At 73.3% G+C, this 16,345-nt stretch carries 14 protein-coding genes; 9 read left to right on the top strand and 5 right to left on the bottom strand.

What is annotated here, in order from left to right; genetic code table 11:
* Nucleotides 1-322: 322 nt before the first annotated feature.
* The 3 genes from ACL03H_RS18095 to ACL03H_RS18085 are packed head-to-tail and all read left to right on the top strand — an operon-like array spanning nucleotide 323 to nucleotide 3,953.
* On the top strand, nucleotides 323-1,099 hold the full coding sequence (locus tag ACL03H_RS18095; protein ID WP_412812440.1) for an SDR family oxidoreductase: 777 nt from the start codon (nucleotides 323-325) through the stop codon (nucleotides 1,097-1,099).
* Entirely contained in the window at nucleotides 1,096-2,574 is a 1,479-nt protein-coding gene (locus ACL03H_RS18090; RefSeq protein WP_412812439.1) for an FAD-binding oxidoreductase, read from the top strand. Before ACL03H_RS18095 ends, ACL03H_RS18090 begins: the two co-directional genes overlap by 4 nt.
* Nucleotides 2,574-3,953 carry an FGGY-family carbohydrate kinase gene (locus ACL03H_RS18085; protein WP_412812438.1) on the top strand — a complete coding sequence of 460 codons (1,380 nt, stop codon included), beginning with the start codon at nucleotides 2,574-2,576 and terminating at the stop codon, nucleotides 3,951-3,953. The genes ACL03H_RS18090 and ACL03H_RS18085 overlap by 1 nt, the downstream gene beginning before the upstream one ends.
* Nucleotide 3,954: 1 nt before the next feature.
* On the opposite strand, the gene ACL03H_RS18080 is transcribed toward ACL03H_RS18085, so the two are convergent.
* Nucleotides 3,955-4,509 (bottom strand): glycerol-3-phosphate responsive antiterminator, encoded by a 555-nt coding sequence (locus ACL03H_RS18080; protein WP_412812437.1) that lies wholly within the window; start codon nucleotides 4,507-4,509, stop codon nucleotides 3,955-3,957.
* Between the two features lie 154 nt (nucleotides 4,510-4,663).
* Between ACL03H_RS18080 and ACL03H_RS18075 the strand changes: the two genes are divergently transcribed.
* Nucleotides 4,664-5,443, top strand: a complete 780-nt coding sequence (locus ACL03H_RS18075; RefSeq protein ID WP_412812436.1) for an isocitrate lyase/PEP mutase family protein — start codon at nucleotides 4,664-4,666, stop codon at nucleotides 5,441-5,443.
* A 4-nt stretch (nucleotides 5,444-5,447) separates the two neighbouring features.
* Here the strand turns inward: ACL03H_RS18075 and ACL03H_RS18070 are convergent, their stop codons facing one another.
* The 3 genes from ACL03H_RS18070 to ACL03H_RS18060 form a co-directional block, all read right to left on the bottom strand.
* Entirely contained in the window at nucleotides 5,448-6,866 is a 1,419-nt protein-coding gene (locus ACL03H_RS18070) for a xylulokinase (protein ID WP_412812435.1), read from the bottom strand.
* 48 nt (nucleotides 6,867-6,914) lie between these two features.
* On the bottom strand, nucleotides 6,915-8,111 hold the full coding sequence (locus ACL03H_RS18065; protein ID WP_412812434.1) for a CaiB/BaiF CoA transferase family protein: 1,197 nt from the start codon (nucleotides 8,109-8,111) through the stop codon (nucleotides 6,915-6,917).
* Between the two features lie 105 nt (nucleotides 8,112-8,216).
* A complete protein-coding gene (locus tag ACL03H_RS18060) occupies nucleotides 8,217-9,914 on the bottom strand; it encodes a thiamine pyrophosphate-binding protein (RefSeq protein ID WP_412812433.1) in 1,698 nt (565 codons plus the stop codon).
* 365 nt (nucleotides 9,915-10,279) lie between these two features.
* Here ACL03H_RS18060 and ACL03H_RS18055 point away from each other — a divergent pair, with 365 nt between their 5' ends.
* The 5 genes from ACL03H_RS18055 (at nucleotide 10,280) to ACL03H_RS18035 (ending at nucleotide 15,741) form a co-directional block, all read left to right on the top strand.
* On the top strand, nucleotides 10,280-11,665 hold the full coding sequence (locus ACL03H_RS18055) for an MFS transporter (RefSeq protein WP_412812432.1): 1,386 nt from the start codon (nucleotides 10,280-10,282) through the stop codon (nucleotides 11,663-11,665).
* A 16-nt stretch (nucleotides 11,666-11,681) separates the two neighbouring features.
* On the top strand, nucleotides 11,682-12,878 hold the full coding sequence (locus tag ACL03H_RS18050; protein ID WP_412812431.1) for a CaiB/BaiF CoA transferase family protein: 1,197 nt from the start codon (nucleotides 11,682-11,684) through the stop codon (nucleotides 12,876-12,878).
* A gap of 52 nt (nucleotides 12,879-12,930) precedes the next feature.
* Complete coding sequence (locus ACL03H_RS18045; protein ID WP_412812430.1) at nucleotides 12,931-13,926, top strand: hypothetical protein; 996 nt, start codon at nucleotides 12,931-12,933, stop codon at nucleotides 13,924-13,926.
* Between the two features lie 87 nt (nucleotides 13,927-14,013).
* The gene (locus tag ACL03H_RS18040) at nucleotides 14,014-14,718 is read left to right on the top strand and encodes a GntR family transcriptional regulator (RefSeq protein WP_412812429.1); all 705 of its coding nucleotides are present in this window, start codon (nucleotides 14,014-14,016) and stop codon (nucleotides 14,716-14,718) included.
* A gap of 93 nt (nucleotides 14,719-14,811) precedes the next feature.
* On the top strand, nucleotides 14,812-15,741 hold the full coding sequence (locus ACL03H_RS18035; protein WP_412812428.1) for a hypothetical protein: 930 nt from the start codon (nucleotides 14,812-14,814) through the stop codon (nucleotides 15,739-15,741).
* A gap of 106 nt (nucleotides 15,742-15,847) precedes the next feature.
* On the opposite strand, the gene ACL03H_RS18030 is transcribed toward ACL03H_RS18035, so the two are convergent.
* Nucleotides 15,848-16,345: MBL fold metallo-hydrolase (locus ACL03H_RS18030; RefSeq protein WP_412812427.1), on the bottom strand; the 498-nt coding region annotated here is incomplete at its 5' end.

Genomic DNA, 16,345 nt, shown 5'->3' with positions numbered 1-16,345 from the left:
CGCGGGGAGGGGGAAGGCCCAGCTCGGGCCGCCTTGACACCCCTCGAAATCCGCGGCTACGCTCCGCCTCCAGCACAACTGAACACGACGTTGCTCAGAGACCCAGAGAACAGTAACCCGATTCAACCCGGGGGACTGTTCTCTTTTTTTGCGCCCGGGAGGAGGGGACGAGGTGGCGGCAGGTGCGGGGACGCGGGAACGGCGCGGCACGCGGCGTCCTCCCCCGTCGCGGCGTTCCGGGAGCGGGCCGCCGGGGTCCCGCTCCCGCGACTCCCCCGGCTCCGCAGCCGGGCACCGGTCCTCCCCGTGGAAGGGATCTTCGTTGGACATCGCGGACTTCTCCCTCGACCTGTTCTCGCTGCGCGGCCGGAACGCCATCGTCACCGGGGGCAACACCGGCCTCGGCCGAGCCTTCACCGCGGCGCTGGCGAAGGCGGGCGCCAACGTGTTCGCGCCGACCGTGACCGATGACGGCGGCGAGACCCGGCGGCTGGTCGAGGACGCCGGTACCCGCCTGGAGACCCAGGAGATCGACCTGACCGAGCCGGACGCCCCGGACCGCGTCGTGCGGTCCTGCGTGGACGCCTTCGGCTCGGTGGACGTCCTGGTGAACTCGGCGGGCATCTCCCGGCTCGCCCCGGCAGCCGAGTTCGGCCGCGACGAGTGGGACCCGGTGGTCGCGCTGAACCTCACCGCCCCGTTCGAGCTCGGCTGGTGCGCAGGGCGGCGGATGGTGCGGCAGGGGCACGGGAAGATCATCAACATCGCGTCGCTGTTCTCGTTCCTCGGCGGGCAGAGCTCGCCCGCCTACGCCGCGACCAAGCACGGGATCGTCGGCTTCACGAAGGCGTACTGCGACGAGCTCGGCGGCCACAACGTCCAGTGCAACGCGATCGCCCCGGGGTACTTCGCCACCCCGCTCACCGAGCGGACCAGGGCGGACCCGGAGCGGAACCGCCGCGTCCTGGAGCACATCCCCGCGGGCCGCTGGGGCGAGCTGGGCGACCTGATGGGCGCGGTGGTGTTCCTGGCCAGCCGCGCCTCCGACTACGTCAACGGGCACGTGCTGAGCGTGGACGGCGGCTACCTGACCCGATGAACCGGAAGACCGAGAGCACGGAGGACCGCATGGACGAGGGCGCCATCATCGACCGGTTGCGCGAGATCGCGGGCGCGGAGCGGGTGGACACGGATGAGCGGCTGCTGCGGGAAGCCAGCGTGGACCGCTTCAAGAAGTACACCGCGGTGCACGGCATCTACGACGGGCCGTTCCCGCTGGCCGTCGTCCGCGCCGCCGACGCGGGGCAGGTTTCCGAGGTGCTGTCGTTCTGCGCCGAGCACGCCGTGCACGTCGTCCCGCGCACCGGAGGCACCGGCACCGAGGGCGGGCTGGAGACCACCCACGAGCGCACCGTCGTGCTGGACGGCTCCGGCATGGACGAGATCGTGCGCGTCGACCCGATCGACATGCAGGCCACCGCGCAGTGCGGGGTGCCGCTGGCCGCGCTGGAGGAGCGGGTGCGCGAACACGGCCTCACCACGGGGCATTCGCCGCAGTCGAAGCCGCTGGCGCAGCTCGGGGGTCTCGTCGCCACCCGCTCGATCGGGCAGTTCTCCACGCTCTACGGCGGGATCGAGGACCTGGTCACCGGGTTGGAGGCGGTGTTCCCGGACGGCTCGATCTCCCGGATCAAGGACGTGCCGCGCCGCGCCGCCGGGCCGGACATCCGGCACGTCGTGATCGGCAACGAGGGCGCGCTGTGCTTCGTCACCGAGGTCACCGTGAAGCTGTTCCGGTACCAGCCGGAGAACCACAGGTTCCACGGCTACCTGCTCGACGACGTGCGCACCGGGATCGAGCTGCTGCGCGAGATCATCACCGCTGGCTACCGACCCTCGGTGGCGCGGGTCTACTCGGAGCAGGACGCCGCCCAGCACTTCTCCCACTTCGCGAAGGGGAAGTGCGTCGCGGTCCTCCTCGCCGAAGGACCGGCGGCGATCGCCGAGGCCACGAGCACCGAGATCGACCGGCTCGTCCAGCGGCACGAGCACGAGCGGGTCGACCCGAGCCTGATCCGCGAGTGGTTCGGCGACCTGAACTGGGGGCCGGACAAGATCCGCGCCGAGCAGGAGGCGATGCTGGCGGAGGGACGGCTCGGCTACACCACGGAGATCTCGGCGAACTGGTCGGCCATCGCCGACATCTACGACGCCGTGATCGACCGGATCACGCGGGAGTACCCGCACTTCGAGGACCTCACCACGCTCGGGGGGCACTCCTCGCACAGCTACCAGACCGGCACCAACATGTACTTCGTCTACGACTACCGGATCAACTGCGAGCCGCGCGAGGAGATCCGCAAGTACCACCTCCCGCTCAACGCGATCATCGTCGAGGAGACGCTGGCCCGCGGCGGATCGATGGTGCACCACCACGGCATCGGGAAGTACCGGGCGCCGTGGACCGAGCGGGAGCACGGCAGCGCCTACCCCGTGCTGCGCGGGCTCAAGGACGCCTACGACCCGCGCGGGATCATGAACCCGGGCACCGTCTTCCCCCTCGGAGCCCGGTGATGGCCAGGAGCCGCGGAACCGGCTACCTCCTGGGCATCGACAACGGCTCGCAGAGCACCAAGGTCGCCGTGTTCGACGAGCGCGGCGCGGTGCACGCCCGGGCGCGGGTCCCGTTGCGGCCCAGCGACTCCCCGCGCCCCGGCGTGGTCGAGCACCCGGACGACGACCTGTGGGACTCGATCGGCGCGGCCACCCGCGCCGCGTTGCGCGACTTCGACGGCGAGCCGGGCGAGATCCGCGGCGTCGGGCTGTGCACGATCCGGTCCTGCCGGGCGCTGCTGCGCGCCGACGGGACCCTCGCGCAGCCGGTGCTGAGCTGGATGGACGAGCGCGTTTCGCGCCCCTACGAGCACGTCGACCCGGCGGTCCGCCACGTCACCACCTCCTCCGGCTACATCACCGCTCGGCTGACCGGGCAGTTCCGCGACACGGCGGCGAACTACCGGGGCGAGTGGCCGATCGACCTCGGCAGCTGGGACTGGGTCGACGATCCCGGCATCCCGCGCCGGATGCTGTTCGACCTGGTGCTGCCGGGCGATCAGCTCGGCACCGTCACGGCCGACGCCGCCGCGCGCACCGGGCTGCCGGAGGGGCTGCCGGTGTTCGCCACGGCCAACGACAAGGCGGTCGAGGCGCTGGGCAGCGGCCTCGGCGACGACCGCACCGCACTGCTGTCGATGGGCACCTACATCGCGGGCATGACGGCGGGGGCGCACGGCGTCCGCGACGCGGAGGCGTTCTGGACCAACTTCGCCTGCCGCCCGCACGAGTACCTCTACGAGAGCCACGGCATCCGGCGCGGCATGTGGACGGTGAGCTGGTTGCGCGACCTGCTCGGCTCCGAGGACCGGCTCAACGAGGGGGCGGCCGGGGTGCCCGCCGGGTCCGACGGGCTGATCGCGGTGCTGGACTGGCTGGCCCCGGTGGACAAGCCGTTCCGCAAGGGCGCCTTCCTCGGGTTCGACGGCAGGCAGGGGCCGTTCCACCTGTACCGCGCGGTGCTGGAGGCGATCGCGCTCACCACCTGCGCCAACGTGCGGGACATGGCCGCCGAGCTGGGCACCGGGTTCGAGCGGGTGCTGGTCTCCGGCGGCGGGGCGGAGTCGGACGTGCTCGTGCAGGTGATCGCCGACGCCTTCGCCCGGCCGGCCCGGCGCGCGCCGGGCGGCGCGGCGCTCGGCGCGGCGATCTGCGCGGGCGCGGGGCTCGGGTCGTTCGGCGGGTTCGACGAGGCGGTGGCGGCGATGGTCCACCCCGGCGAGGAGTTCCGCCCGGATCCGGCGGCGCACGAGCGGTACCGGGAACTCGGCGAGGTGCACCGGCGGTTGCGCACCCACACCGACCCGCTGTTCGCCTGGCTGGCGACCACCGGCCGGTGAGCTACATCGCCCAGACGTCCGCGTTGGACGTGGCGATCGCGATCGCCCCCGCCCCGAGCGCGGCGAGCACGTCCTCCTTGTCGCAGACGAGGCCGCCCGCGATGATCGGCACCTCGGTGTCCTCCCGCAGCCAGCTGATCACCCGGGGCACGCAGCCGGGCAGGATCTCGACGAAGTCCGGGCGGGAGATCGCCAGCTGCCTGCCGAGGGCCCGGTAGGAGAAGGAGTCGACCAGGAAGGACCGGTGCACCGCGAGCAGGCCCCGCGCCTTCGCCGCCTTGACGATCGGCGCCTTGCCGCTGAGGACGCCGTGGGCGCGGGTGCGCTCGGCGACGAAGTCCGCGGCGACGTCCCGGCCCTCCAGGCCCTCGACCATGTCCACGTTGACCAGCACGACCTTGCCCGCCGCGCGCAGCCGGTCCACGAGGTCCGGCAGGGTGAGGATCGAGCCGAAGAGGAGGAAGACCACGGCGGGTTCGGCGTCGACGACCGCGCGCATCCCCGCCTCGTCCTTCACGCTCGCCACGACGGGGGAATCCAGCAGGACATCACGCACGGCGGCACTATCGCACACGGACCCGGCCGCGGGGCGCACCTCCTCCGCCGGGGCCACCGCGACGCAACCGGGCGCACCCGCCGCCCCGGACGGTCTCGCGGGCGCTGACGCCCGGGAGGTGCGGTCGGGCGGATCGGGCAATAAGTTGATCCGCATGGCATCGACCGCTGAGAAGGCCGCGCGGCTCCAGGAGCTGCACGCGGCACCGGAACTGCTGCTCGTCGTCAACGCGTGGGACGCGATCACCGCGAAGGTGGTGGCCGAGACGCCGGGGACCACGGCGCTGGCCACGCCGAGCCACGGCATCGCCGCCGCGCGCGGCTACCCCGACGGGGAGCGCATCCCCCGCGACGAGATGATCGCCGAGGTCGGATTGATCGTGCGGGTCGCCGGGGACCTGCCGGTGACCGCGGACCTGGAGGCGGGCTACGGCGATCCCGGCGGCACGGTCGCCCGCGCGATCGACGTCGGCGCCGTCGGGGCGAACCTCGAGGACCAGATGAAGCCGCTGGAGGACTCGGTGCGGGCCGTGGAGGCGGCCGTCTCCGCCGCCCGCTCGGCGGGCGTGGACTTCGTGCTCAACGCGCGCACCGACGCCTTCCTGCGGGCGGGCGAGCGCGATCCCGAGGCCGTGCTCGACGACGCGATCACCCGGGGCCGGGCCTACCTGGAGGCCGGGGCGTCGAACTTCTTCGTGCCGGGGAAGCTCTCCGAGGACCAGATCTCCCGCCTCGTCGCGGAACTCGGCGAGCGCAAGGTGAACCTCATCGGCGTCCCGGGCTCGGTCCCCCTGGAGACCGCGCGCCGCCTCGGCGTCTCCCGGGTCTCCTACGGACCGTGGAGCCAGAACGTCGCCCTCACCGCCCTGGCCCGGCTGGCCGAGGACGTCTACGCCGGAGGCGGTCTGCCCGAGGGGACCCGCCAGCTGAACTGAGCGCTCATCCGGGGAGCGCGGCGGCTTCGCGGGCGGCGTGCCAGGCGGTGCGCAGCTCGCGGTAGCGCTCCGCCCGGTCCGGATCGGGCTCGACCGCGCGCAGCTCGCAGCCGAGGAGGGCGCGCGCCTCGTCCAGGCCGGTCGCCGCACCGGTGCCGACCAGCCCGAGGGCCGCCGCGCCGAGCAGGGTGACGTCGGGATCGGAGCAGACCAGGGTCGTGCGATCCAGGACGTCGGCGCGCAGCCGTGCCGCCGAGGGAGAGCGGGTGAGCCCACCCGCCAGCACGATCGGCAGCGTCCCGGCCGGGTCCAGCAGATCGACGCCCTCGCGGACCGCGAACGCCGCGCCCTCCTGCGCGGCGCGCACCAGGTGGGCAGCGGTGTGCTCGGGCCGCTGGCCCAGCACTGCGCCCCGGTCGCCGGGACGCCACCGGGGGAACCGGCTGCCCGTGGTGGACGGGAGAACCAGCAGGCCCGCGCAGCCGGGATCGATCGCGGCGAGCGCGTCCTCCTCGACCCCGCCCACGAGGCGGCGCCAGCCCGCCACCGCGCCACCGGTCATCCCGGTGGCGCCCCCGGCGACCCAGCGCTCGCCGAGCAGTGCCGGGTTCAGCAGCGCCTCCGCCGGTGCGGTGCCGGGATCGGCCAGCAGCCGTCCCACCACATCCGTGGTGCCCGCGACGTCGGCGACGGCGCCGGTGTCCGATCCGAGCAGCAGGCCGATGCCGATCGACCCGTCCGGTCCACCCGCGAGCACGGGCGTTCCGGCGGGCAGGCCGCTGGCCTCGGCGGCCGCGCGGTGCACCCGGCCGACGACCTCGGTGGGCCGCGCCTGCCGGGGCAACCAGTCCGGGTCGACGCCCAGGGCCGCCGCGGCCGCCGCGTTCCACCGCCGCCCGAGGACGTCGGAGAGCGAGGTGTAGGCCGCGTGCACCGCGTCCGTGGCGATCTCGCCGGTCAGCCTGGCGACCAGGAAGTCCTTCGGCGCCAGCAGGTGCCGGACCCGGCTCGCCAGGCCGGGATCGCTCCGCAGCGCCAACGCGCGGGCGAGGGCCCCGCCGGTGAGCGCGGGGCGCCGCGCCGCGCGCAGCACGCCGCGGCGGAGCTCCTCGTCGACGGAGCGCAGCTGGGCCAGCCCCCGCGGGTCGGACCAGCCGCCCGCGGGATCCACCGGGCGCAGCCGCTCGTCGACGGCGACCACGCCCAGGTGGGCGGAGACCACCAGCGCCCCGACCTCCCGCGACGGCTCCACGCCACCGAGCGCGGTGAGCACGTCCGCCCACAGCCGCTCCGCGTCGAACAGCTCGCCGCCGCCCGGGGGCCGCTCCACCCGGGCGCGGGCGCGGACGGCGCCGCGAGCGTCGACCAGCGCGGCGCGGATCGCGGAGGTCCCGACGTCGACGGCGACGACCCCGGCGCTCATCGGCACCCGCTCATGGCCACCGGACCGGGCTCGGGTCGCCGCCCGGGTTCAGATCGCACCGCTGTCCCGCAGCCTCGCCAGCTCGGCCTCGCTGCGGCCGAGGATGTCGCGGTAGACGTGCTCGTTGTCCTCCCCCACCCGGGGCGGGGCCTTGCGGTGGGTAGGCGGGCTCCGGTCCATCTTGACCGGGTTGCCCGGCAGCCGGAGCGCACCGAGCTCCGGGTGCTCCACGTCCACGATCATCTCGCGGGCGGCGATCTGCGGGGACGCGGCGACCTCGGCCACCGTCTCGACCTTCGCGCAGGGGATGCCCGCCTCGCCGAGCACCTCGGCGATCTCCGCGCAGCCGCGCGTCGCGGTCCACTCCGCGACCGCCCGCTCCAGCACCTCCTGATCGGCCATCCGCCCGGCGACCGTGCGGTACTCCGGCACCTCCAGCAGGTCGGCGCGCCCGATCGTCCGGCACAGCTTGGGGAACAGGCCGTTGGTGCCCGCCTGCACGTACATGTCGCCGTCGGTGGCCCGGTAGACGTTGACCGGCGCCGTCAGCAGGTCCCGCGAACCGCTGCGCGGCATGTCCAGGTCCAGCATCAGGTGCGCGATCAGCCGGGTGCCGAGGGTGGCGAACATCGAGTCCAGCGAGGCCACGTCGACCTGCTGCCCCTCACCGGTCCGCTGCTTGTGCGCCAGCGCGGCGAAAGCGCCGATGGCCGCCTGGTAGCCGGTGACGTAGTCGGCGATGTAGGTCCCGGTCAGCGTCGGCTTCCCGTCCGGCTCGCCGGTGATCGACATCAGCCCGGAGGAGGCCTGCGAGATCGCGTCGAACAGCGCCCGCTCCGCGAGCGGGCCGGTCTGGCCGAAGCCGGAGACCGACACCAGGATCACGTCCGGCTTCAGCTCCACCAGGCGCTCGTAACCGAGACCCATCCGCTCCATGGTGCCGGGCCGGTAGTTCTCCACCACCACGTCGGCCCAGCGCACCAGGTCCTCCAACACCGCCAGCGCCTCGGGGTGGCGGGTGTCGAGGGTCGCGCCGTGCTTGTTGCGGTTGTAGAGCATCGTGTAGACGCTCTCGTCCCGGTAGTAGGGCTCGTGCTGGCGCGCGTCCTCACCACCGGGGCGCTCGACCTTCACGACCTCCGCGCCGAAGTCGGCGAGGACCTGCGCGCAGATCGGTCCCGCGATGAACCGGGACAGGTCGAGGACCTTGACCCCGTCCAGCGGACCGGGTGATCCGGATGACATCTGTGCCCTCCCCTTCCGTGCCGCCGGGCCGCGTTGCCCGGCGGGTTGGGCCACCGGCTGCGCGGTGGCCTGGCCCATCCTGCCGCCTCGCGAGCGGTGGTCCGGTCAGCCCTGCGGCCGGTGCGGGGCGAACGCGGGGTAGGTCCAGGCGTTCGCCTCCCGGTCGAGCACCACGTCCAGCAGGAACGGCACCCCGGCGGCGAAGGCGTCCTTCGCGGCCGCGGTGAGCGCGCCGACCTCGGTGACCCGCTCCGCCCGCACGCCCATCCCCCGCGCCACCTGCGCGAAGTCGACGTCCTCGAAGTCGACCCCGGTGGTGCGGCCGTCGAAGTGCAGCTCCTGCTCCTGGCGGATGTTGCCGTAGCTGGAGTCGTTGAGCACCACCAGCACCACGGGTCCGCCGGCGCGGGCCAGCGTCTCCAGCTCGCCGAGGCTCATGCCCAGGGACCCGTCGCCGATCAGCGCCAGCACCGGCCGCTGCGGCTCCACCGCGACCGAGGCGATGGCGGCGGGCAGCGCGAAGCCCATGTTCCCGAAACCGACCGGCTTGAGGTAGCGGTGCGGGCGGTCCATCTCCCACAGGAACGACCAGACCCCGGGGTTGCCCGCGTCGGGGATGAGCACGGCGTCGGCGGGGGTGACCTCGCGCAGCGCCCGCACCACCACCGGCGGTGCCACGGCGCCCGGGGTCACCGGGTCGCGGGATTCCGACAGGGCCCACCAGTCCCGATCGGCGTCCTGGAGTCCCGCGACCCATCCCGCGCGGCCCGCGCGGGCCTGCTCGGCGCGGTCGGCGGTGGCGGAGAGCAGGTCGCGGCTGAACGCGGTGAGGTCGCCGACGACGCCGGTGGTGCTCTCCGCGTAGTAGCGCCCGATCATCGCCGGGTCCACGTCCACCTGCACCACCTCGGGCAGCCGCAGCCGCCAGCGGCCGGTCGACACCGCGTTGAGGCTGTTGCCCAGCGCGAGCACCAGGTCCGATTCGGCCACCACCCGCGAGCTGAGGCTGGTCCCCATCCTGGACAGCGCGCCGAACACCAGCGGGTGCGAGGTGGGCACGGCGCCGATGCCGTTGAAGGTGGTGATCACCGGGATGTTCAGCGCTTCGGCCAGGGCCAGCACGTCGTCCCCGCCGCGCGAGCGGTTGCCGCCGTTGCCCAGCCAGATCACCGGTCGCTCGGCCGCGAGCAGCCGCTCGGCCACGGCGCGGACCCGCTCCGGGGCGGCGACCGGCCGCTCCCCCACCCAGGACCGCACCGGGTGCACCGCAGGCACCTCCGGCACCTCGGCCAGCGGCTGCTCGATGGTGTCGCGGGCGAAGTCGAGGTGCACCGGGCCCGGGTTGCCGGTCATCGCGTTGACGTAGGCCTCCTCCATCGCCTGCTTGATCGAGGAGCCGTGCGCGACGAGCCGGGAGAACTTGGTGAACGGCGCGAAGATCTGCACGTGGTCGGCGTTCTGGGCGTCGTCCTTGTGGATGTTCTCGCCGTTGTTGTTGCACGTGATGATGATCGCCGGGCTGGAGTCGCGGAACGCGCCGCCGACTCCGGTGAGCAGGTTCGTCGCCCCCGGCCCGGTGGTGGCGATGGCGACCGCGGGCCGCCCGGTGAGGCGGCCGTGCGCGTCGGCCATGACCGCGGCCGCGCCCTCGTGCCGGGTGTGCACGAACTCGATCGACGGGGTGTCGATGATCGCGTCGGTGATCGCGAGGGTCTGACCCCCGACCACCCCGAAGACGTGGGTGACGCCGAGCGATTCGAGCATCCTCACGACCAGTCGGCCACCGGTGAGCTTCTCCGACATCCGTGCATCCCTTCCACTTCGCGTTGCGCGGCTCCGCCGGGGCAGGAGGCGGGTTCGCTGGGAATCGAGGGCCGCCGGGTGCTCCGGCTCGGCCCGATTCGATCTGGATCGCGGATCGTCCCGCCGCGTCGGGGTGTTCTCGGTCCGGTTCCGCCCGGTCCGCGCCGGGTCGGGTCCGTCGACCAGCGCTGGGCGCCGGGTCCTCACCATACGCTTCAATGACTAGTTGTCTAGTCTTTTATTCCGGCCTTCTCCGGTGCACCATCGAGTACTCCGGCGCACGCCGACGATGCGCCGACGCCTCCCCCGGCTCGGCAGCCGCACCGCCCGAGCGCCTCGAACCGCAGCGACAACGGAGTCAGCACATGGTCAGTCCCCCTGAACCCACCCCACCGCCCACCCCGGACGGCGCCACCGGCACCGAGCCCGGGCGGCGCGGCCTGGCCCGGCGCGCGGCGTTCGCGAGCCTCGTCGGGACCGCCGTGGAGTGGTACGACTACTTCATCTTCGGGACGGCCTCGGCGCTGGTCTTCGGCCGGTTGTTCTTCCCCGGCGACGATCCGCTGCTCGGCACGCTGTCCGCGTTCGCCGTGTTCGGAGTGGGGTTCTTCGCCCGGCCCGTGGGCGGCATCGTGTTCGGCCACCTCGGCGACCGCATCGGCCGCAAGGCCGCGCTGGTCACGACGCTGCTCATGATGGGCACCGCGACCTTCCTGATCGGACTGCTGCCCACCACCGCGATGATCGGGATCTGGGCACCGGTGCTGCTGGTGCTGTGCCGCCTCGTGCAGGGCCTCGGCGTCGGCGGCGAGTGGGGTGGTGCCTCGCTGGTCGCCGTCGAGTTCGCCCCGCCGGGCAAGCGCGGCCTCTACGGCACCTTCCCGCAGATCGGCAACGCGGTCGGGCTGGTGCTGAGCACGGCGATCTTCGCCTGGGTCTCCACGCTGCCCGAGGAGCAGCTGATGTCCTGGGGATGGCGCGTTCCGTTCCTGCTCAGCGGGGTGCTCATCGCGCTCGGCATGTTCATCCGGCTCAAGCTCACCGAGACGCCGTCCTTCCAGGCCGCCCAGCGCAGCCTGGAGCAGGATTCCGCCAAGGCCGAGCCGCTGCCGCTCGGCCAGGTGCTGCGGAGCTTCCGCAGGCCGCTGCTGCTGGCGATGGGGATGCGGCTGGGCGAGGTGTTCGCCGGGTACCTGATCCTCACCATCGGGCTGGCCTACGCCACGAACTACACCGACCTGCCCGAGACCGAGGTGCTGCTGGCCGGGACCGTCGCCGCCGTGCTCGCGCTGTTCGGCTACGCCGCCTCCGGACTCGCCGCCGACCGCTGGGGCCGCCGCTCGGTGTTCGCCTTCGGCGCGGTGGCCGGGCTGGTCCTGGTCTTCCCGTTCTTCTGGGCCCTGGACACCGGTTCGGTCGCGCTGATGTACGTCGTCTACGTCGGGTTCTACGTGCTCTCGGTCGGGCCGATGTACGGGGTGGAGCCCGCGTTCTTCGCCGAGCTGTTCGGCACCAAGGTCCGCTACACCGGCATCTCGCTGGCCGCGCAGCTGCCGGGAATCCTGATCGGGGTGTGGCCCGCGGCCTCGACCGCGCTGCTCATCGCCACCGGCGGCGATCCGTGGCCGGTCGCCGCGATCACCGGCGGGTTCGTGCTGATCGCGCTGATCTGCGCGTGGTTGGCCCCGGAGACCAAGGATCGCGACCTGGACGCCCCCGACACCGAGCACCGCGCCGCCGCCCGCGGTTGACGAGGGAGGAACGAGCATGACCGAGGAGCAGGCGCCACCGCTGAGCGGACTGCGCGTGCTGGACCTGTCGCGGTTCATCGCCGGCCCGCTGTGCTGCCAGATCCTCGGCGACATGGGCGCCGAGGTGATCAAGGTGGAGCGGCCGGGCGGGGAGGACTCCCGCCGCCACGTCCCGCACCACCGGGGGCACAGCCTCTACACGCTGAACTACAACCGCAGCAAGCACGGCATCACCCTCGACACCCGGCACCCGGAGGCGCTGGCGGTGCTGGAGGAGCTGGTGCGCGGCAGCGACGTGGTCGTGGAGAACTTCCGGCCCGGCACCCTGGACAAGATCGGGATCGGCTGGGAGCGGCTGCACGAGCTCAACCCGCGCACCGTGCTGGTCTCGATCTCCGGCTTCGGTCAGACGGGTCCCGACCGGGACCGCGCCCTGTTCGACGCGATCGCGCAGGCCGCCTCGGGACTGATGAGCACGACGGGCTCCCCGGACGGTCCGCCGACGATGGCCGGGGCGTTCGTGGCCGACCACATCGCCGCGTTCCACGGCGTGATGGGCGCGATGATGGCGCTGGCGGCCCGCGCCCGGACCGGCCTCGGACAGCACGTGGACATCGCCTGCCTGGACGCGCTGTTCTCCTGCATGGGCACGCTGCCGACGGCGTGGCGGATGCTCGGCGAGGAGACCGGGCGCACCGGCAACCGGGACCACATCACGGTGCCCGCCAACGCCTACCCCACCGCCGACGGGCACGTGTACCTGCACGCGGGGACGGACGCGCTGTTCCCCCGGCTCGCCGCCGCGATGGGCAGGCCCGAGCTCGCCGCTGACCCGCGGTTCGCCGATCAGGACTCGCGGCTGGCGAACGTGGAGGCGGTGGACGACGTGGTGCGCGGTTTCACCCGGCTGCACACCTCGGAGCGACTCGGCGAGCTGCTGGCCGCGGCCGGGGTGCCGTGCTCCCCGGTCAACACGGTCGCCCAGGCCACCGACTCCGAGCAGATCCGGTCGCGGGACATGATGATCGAGGTCGAGCACCCGGAGCTGGGCACGCTGGTGCTGCCCGGGATGGCGCTCAAGCTCGGCGCGACCCCCGGCGCCGTGCGCAAGGCGCCGCCGCTGCCGGGCGAGGACAACGACGAGGTCTACTCCCGGCTGCTCGGCTTCGGTCCCGGGCGGCTGGGCGAGCTGCGCGCCGCGGGCGTGATCTGACCACCCGGACCGAGGCGGCGCACCCGCCCCCCGGCGAGAGAATCGAGGAAGCATGACCTGGCGAGACCTGACCGATCCCCGCGTGGTGGCGCACGGGGTCGATCCGGAGGCGGGGCTCAAGGAACCCGTCCCGGAGAACCTGGAGATCCCCGAGCGGCTCGGCCCGGTGACCCTCGTGGTCGACGACCACAAGATCAAGCGCTACGCCTTCACCCAGGACGACTACCACCCGTGGCACTTCGGTCCGAGCCCGTTCGGCGGGCGGATCGCGCACGCGGGACTGCTCTCCAACGACCTCGTCCAGCTGTTCACCACGGTGTACGCGGCGAGCCGGACCGTCGGGCTGCACACCGAGGAGCAGCTCTGGTTCGACGGGCCGGCGCACCTCGACGAGGAGGTGACGCTGGACGGCACCTACGTCGAGTCGTTCACCAAGCGCGGCCAGGACTACGTGGTGATGGAGGCCAGCGCCACCGGGGCGGGTGGCCGCGGCATCCTGCGCCACCGGGGCGTGGAGATCCTGCGCACCCGGCCCGGGGACGTCGCCGGGCGCGGCAGCACCAGCGGCGCGGGCGGTTCCGGGACCGTGGACGGCACCTTCGACGAGGACGCGCCGACCGCGGTCGTGGGCACTCCGTCGCTGCGGCCCGGGGCGCCGCTGCCGTTCCTGCACGTGACGATCACGCAGGAGCAGGCCTCGGTGTTCTCCCGCTGCGGGGAGTACGTCCGCAACACCCACAGCGACCTGGCGGTGGCCCGCGCGGGCGGGCTGCGCATCCCGATCGTGCAAGGCCAGCAGCAGTGCGGGCTCATCACCGGGATGCTGACCCGCTTCTTCGGCGCCGACCTGTTCACCGGCGGCTGGCTGCGGGTGAAGTTCATCAGGCCCGTCGAGGTCTTCGAGCAGCTGGAGGTGGGCGGTGCCGTCACGGCCGTGCGGGAGCTGGCGGACGATCGGCTCGGCGTCGAGGTCGAGGTGTGGGTCCGCCGCGCGGACGGCGCCCTCAGCACGATCGGCTGGGCGCGGGCCGAGGTCCCGGCGAGCTGAGCGACGAGCCGCAACGGCGCGATCAGGGCGGGCTACCCTGGCTTGCGTTCGCGCCGGTCATCCCACGACCCCGAGGAGCTCACCGCCGTGGCCACGCGCCCGATGTACGAGGTCATCCGAGGTGATCTGCTCGACCAGATCACCGCCGGCGCTCTCCCGCCCGAAGCCAGGCTGCCCAGCGAGAAGGAACTGGCCGAGCGCTACCGGGTCAGCCGCATGACGGTGCGCCAGGCGCTCGACGCCCTGGTGCGGGAACGCCTCGTGGTGCGCAGGCGCGGGGCGGGCAGCTTCGTCGCCCCGCAGCGCGCCCGGTCCCGGCGGCTGAACCGGCTGGTGCCCTTCGGCGACGAGGTCTCCGAGGACGTCGTCACCACCGAGATCCGGCGCCTCGTGCAGGTCCCGCCCGCCGCGGTGGCCCGGGTGCTCGAACTCGGCGAGACGGCCGAGACCGTCCGGCTGGTGCGGCTGCGCACCGTCGGCGGGACGCCCGCCGCCGTGCAGGAGTCCTGGGTCCCCGTCGCGGCCGCCCCGGGCCTGGCGCGCACCGAGCTGATCGAGGGCTCGCTGTACCGCACGCTCGCCGAGCGCTGCGGCATCGCGGTGAGCTGGGCGGAGCAGGAGATCACGGCCTGCGCCGCGACCAAGGAGCTGGCGGGGCTGCTGGGAGTTCCGCAGCGCGCCCCGCTCGTGGAGGCGCACCGGACCGCGCACGAAGGCTCCGGGCGCCCCGTCGAGCACGCCTCGAGCTGGACCCGGCCGGAATTCCCGTTCGTCGTCCGGCTCGACGCCTGATCCCGCGCGGCCGAGGCCGCGCCCGAGAACACCCCCCATCGCGCTCCCGCACGCCCGGAGCGGCGGTGGCGCACGCCCATCGAGGAGCGAAACATGAACGAGTGGTGGACCGGAACCAAGACCGCGACCTTCGAGAACATCGAGATCCCCGAGGAGTTCGGCCCGTTCGAGATGGTCGTCGACGAGCGCGTGGTGAACAACTACGCCTTCGCCCAGGACGATCCCGGCGTCCGGCTGACCGACGCGCGCGGCCGCCCGGCGGTCAGCCCGATCGTGCTGTCGAACGAGCTGCTGTTCCTGTTCTACGCGCGCTACGACGGCAACACCGCGCAAGGCCTGCACACCCACGAGGAGCTCTCGCTGCACTCCCCGGTCGCCCTCGGCGAGGTGGTGACGTTGAGCGGTCGCTACGTCGAGACCGAGGTGCGCCGCGGCAAGGGCTACGTGGTGATGGAGGCCGAGGCGCGCGGCGCCGACGGGCGGTTGCTGCTCCGGCACCGGGGCACCGAGATCATGCGGGTGCACGCCGCGGACGTCGTCGGCCGCAGCACCGCGCCGGCCCCGCCGCGACTGGTCACCGGTGAGGCGCTGGACGTCGAGCCCGCCGCCCGCGCGTCCTGGGACCTGGCGGCGCGAACGCCGATCCGTCCGGTGCGCAAGCACATCTCGCAGGAGCAGATGTACGTGTTCTCCTGGGGCGGCCGCGGATTCTCCAACATCCACACCGATGCGGCCGGGGCGCGCCGATCCGGGATGGACCGGACCGTCGCCCAGGCGATGCAGCAGGTGGGGTATCTCGCCCAGCTGCTCGGCTCCTTCCACGGCGACGCCTGGATCGGGGGCGGCCACCTGTCGGTGAAGTTCGTGCGCCCGTTCTACGTCGACGAGGTGGTCACCGCGCGCGGCGCCGTGCTCGGCGAGATCGACCACGACGGCGAACGCCACCTGGAGAGCGAGGTCTGGGTCGAGAACGAGCAGGGCGCCAAGACCGCCGTCGGCTGGGCCCACGCCCCCATCGGCTGAGGCCGAGCGCTGAACGGCCCGTTCGTCCGACGGATCGGATGAACGGGCCGTTCAGCATGGATCGAGCCGTCCCGCGAGAGGAGCGCCGCGGTGCGCGGACGCGCGGTCAGTGGCCGCGCGCGATCCACTCGTCGAGGTGCGGGGCCACCTCGGCGATGGTGGTGCTCTCGCCGTGGCCGGGGTGCACGCGGGTGCGCTCGGGCAGCGGGAGCAGGCGCTCGCGGATCGATCGGGTGATCGTCGGGAAGTCCGAGAACGAACGCCCGGTGGCGCCCGGCCCGCCCGCGAACAGGGTGTCCCCGGTGAACACCGCGCCGAGGTCGGGGCAGTACAGGCACACCGAGCCCGGCGAGTGCCCCGGCGTGTGCAGGACGACGAGCTCGGCGCGGCCGACCTCGATGCTCTGCCGGTCGTCCAGGAAGCGGTCGGGATCGCGGTCGGGGTGGGTGAGCCGCCACACCGGCGCGTCCGCGGGGTGCAGGAACACCGGCGCGTCCACGAGCTCGCCGAGCTCGGGGGCGAGCCGGACGTGGTCGTCGTGGGCGTGGGTGGCGATCACGGCCACCACCCGGCGCCCGGCGATGAGCTCCCGGATCCGGTCGAT

The sequence above is a fragment of the Saccharopolyspora antibiotica genome (genome assembly GCF_047200635.1).
GTDB lineage: Bacteria > Actinomycetota > Actinomycetes > Mycobacteriales > Pseudonocardiaceae > Saccharopolyspora_C.
The sequence above is the reverse complement of the archived record's forward strand: the minus strand, read 5'-3'. Positions and strand labels throughout refer to the sequence as shown.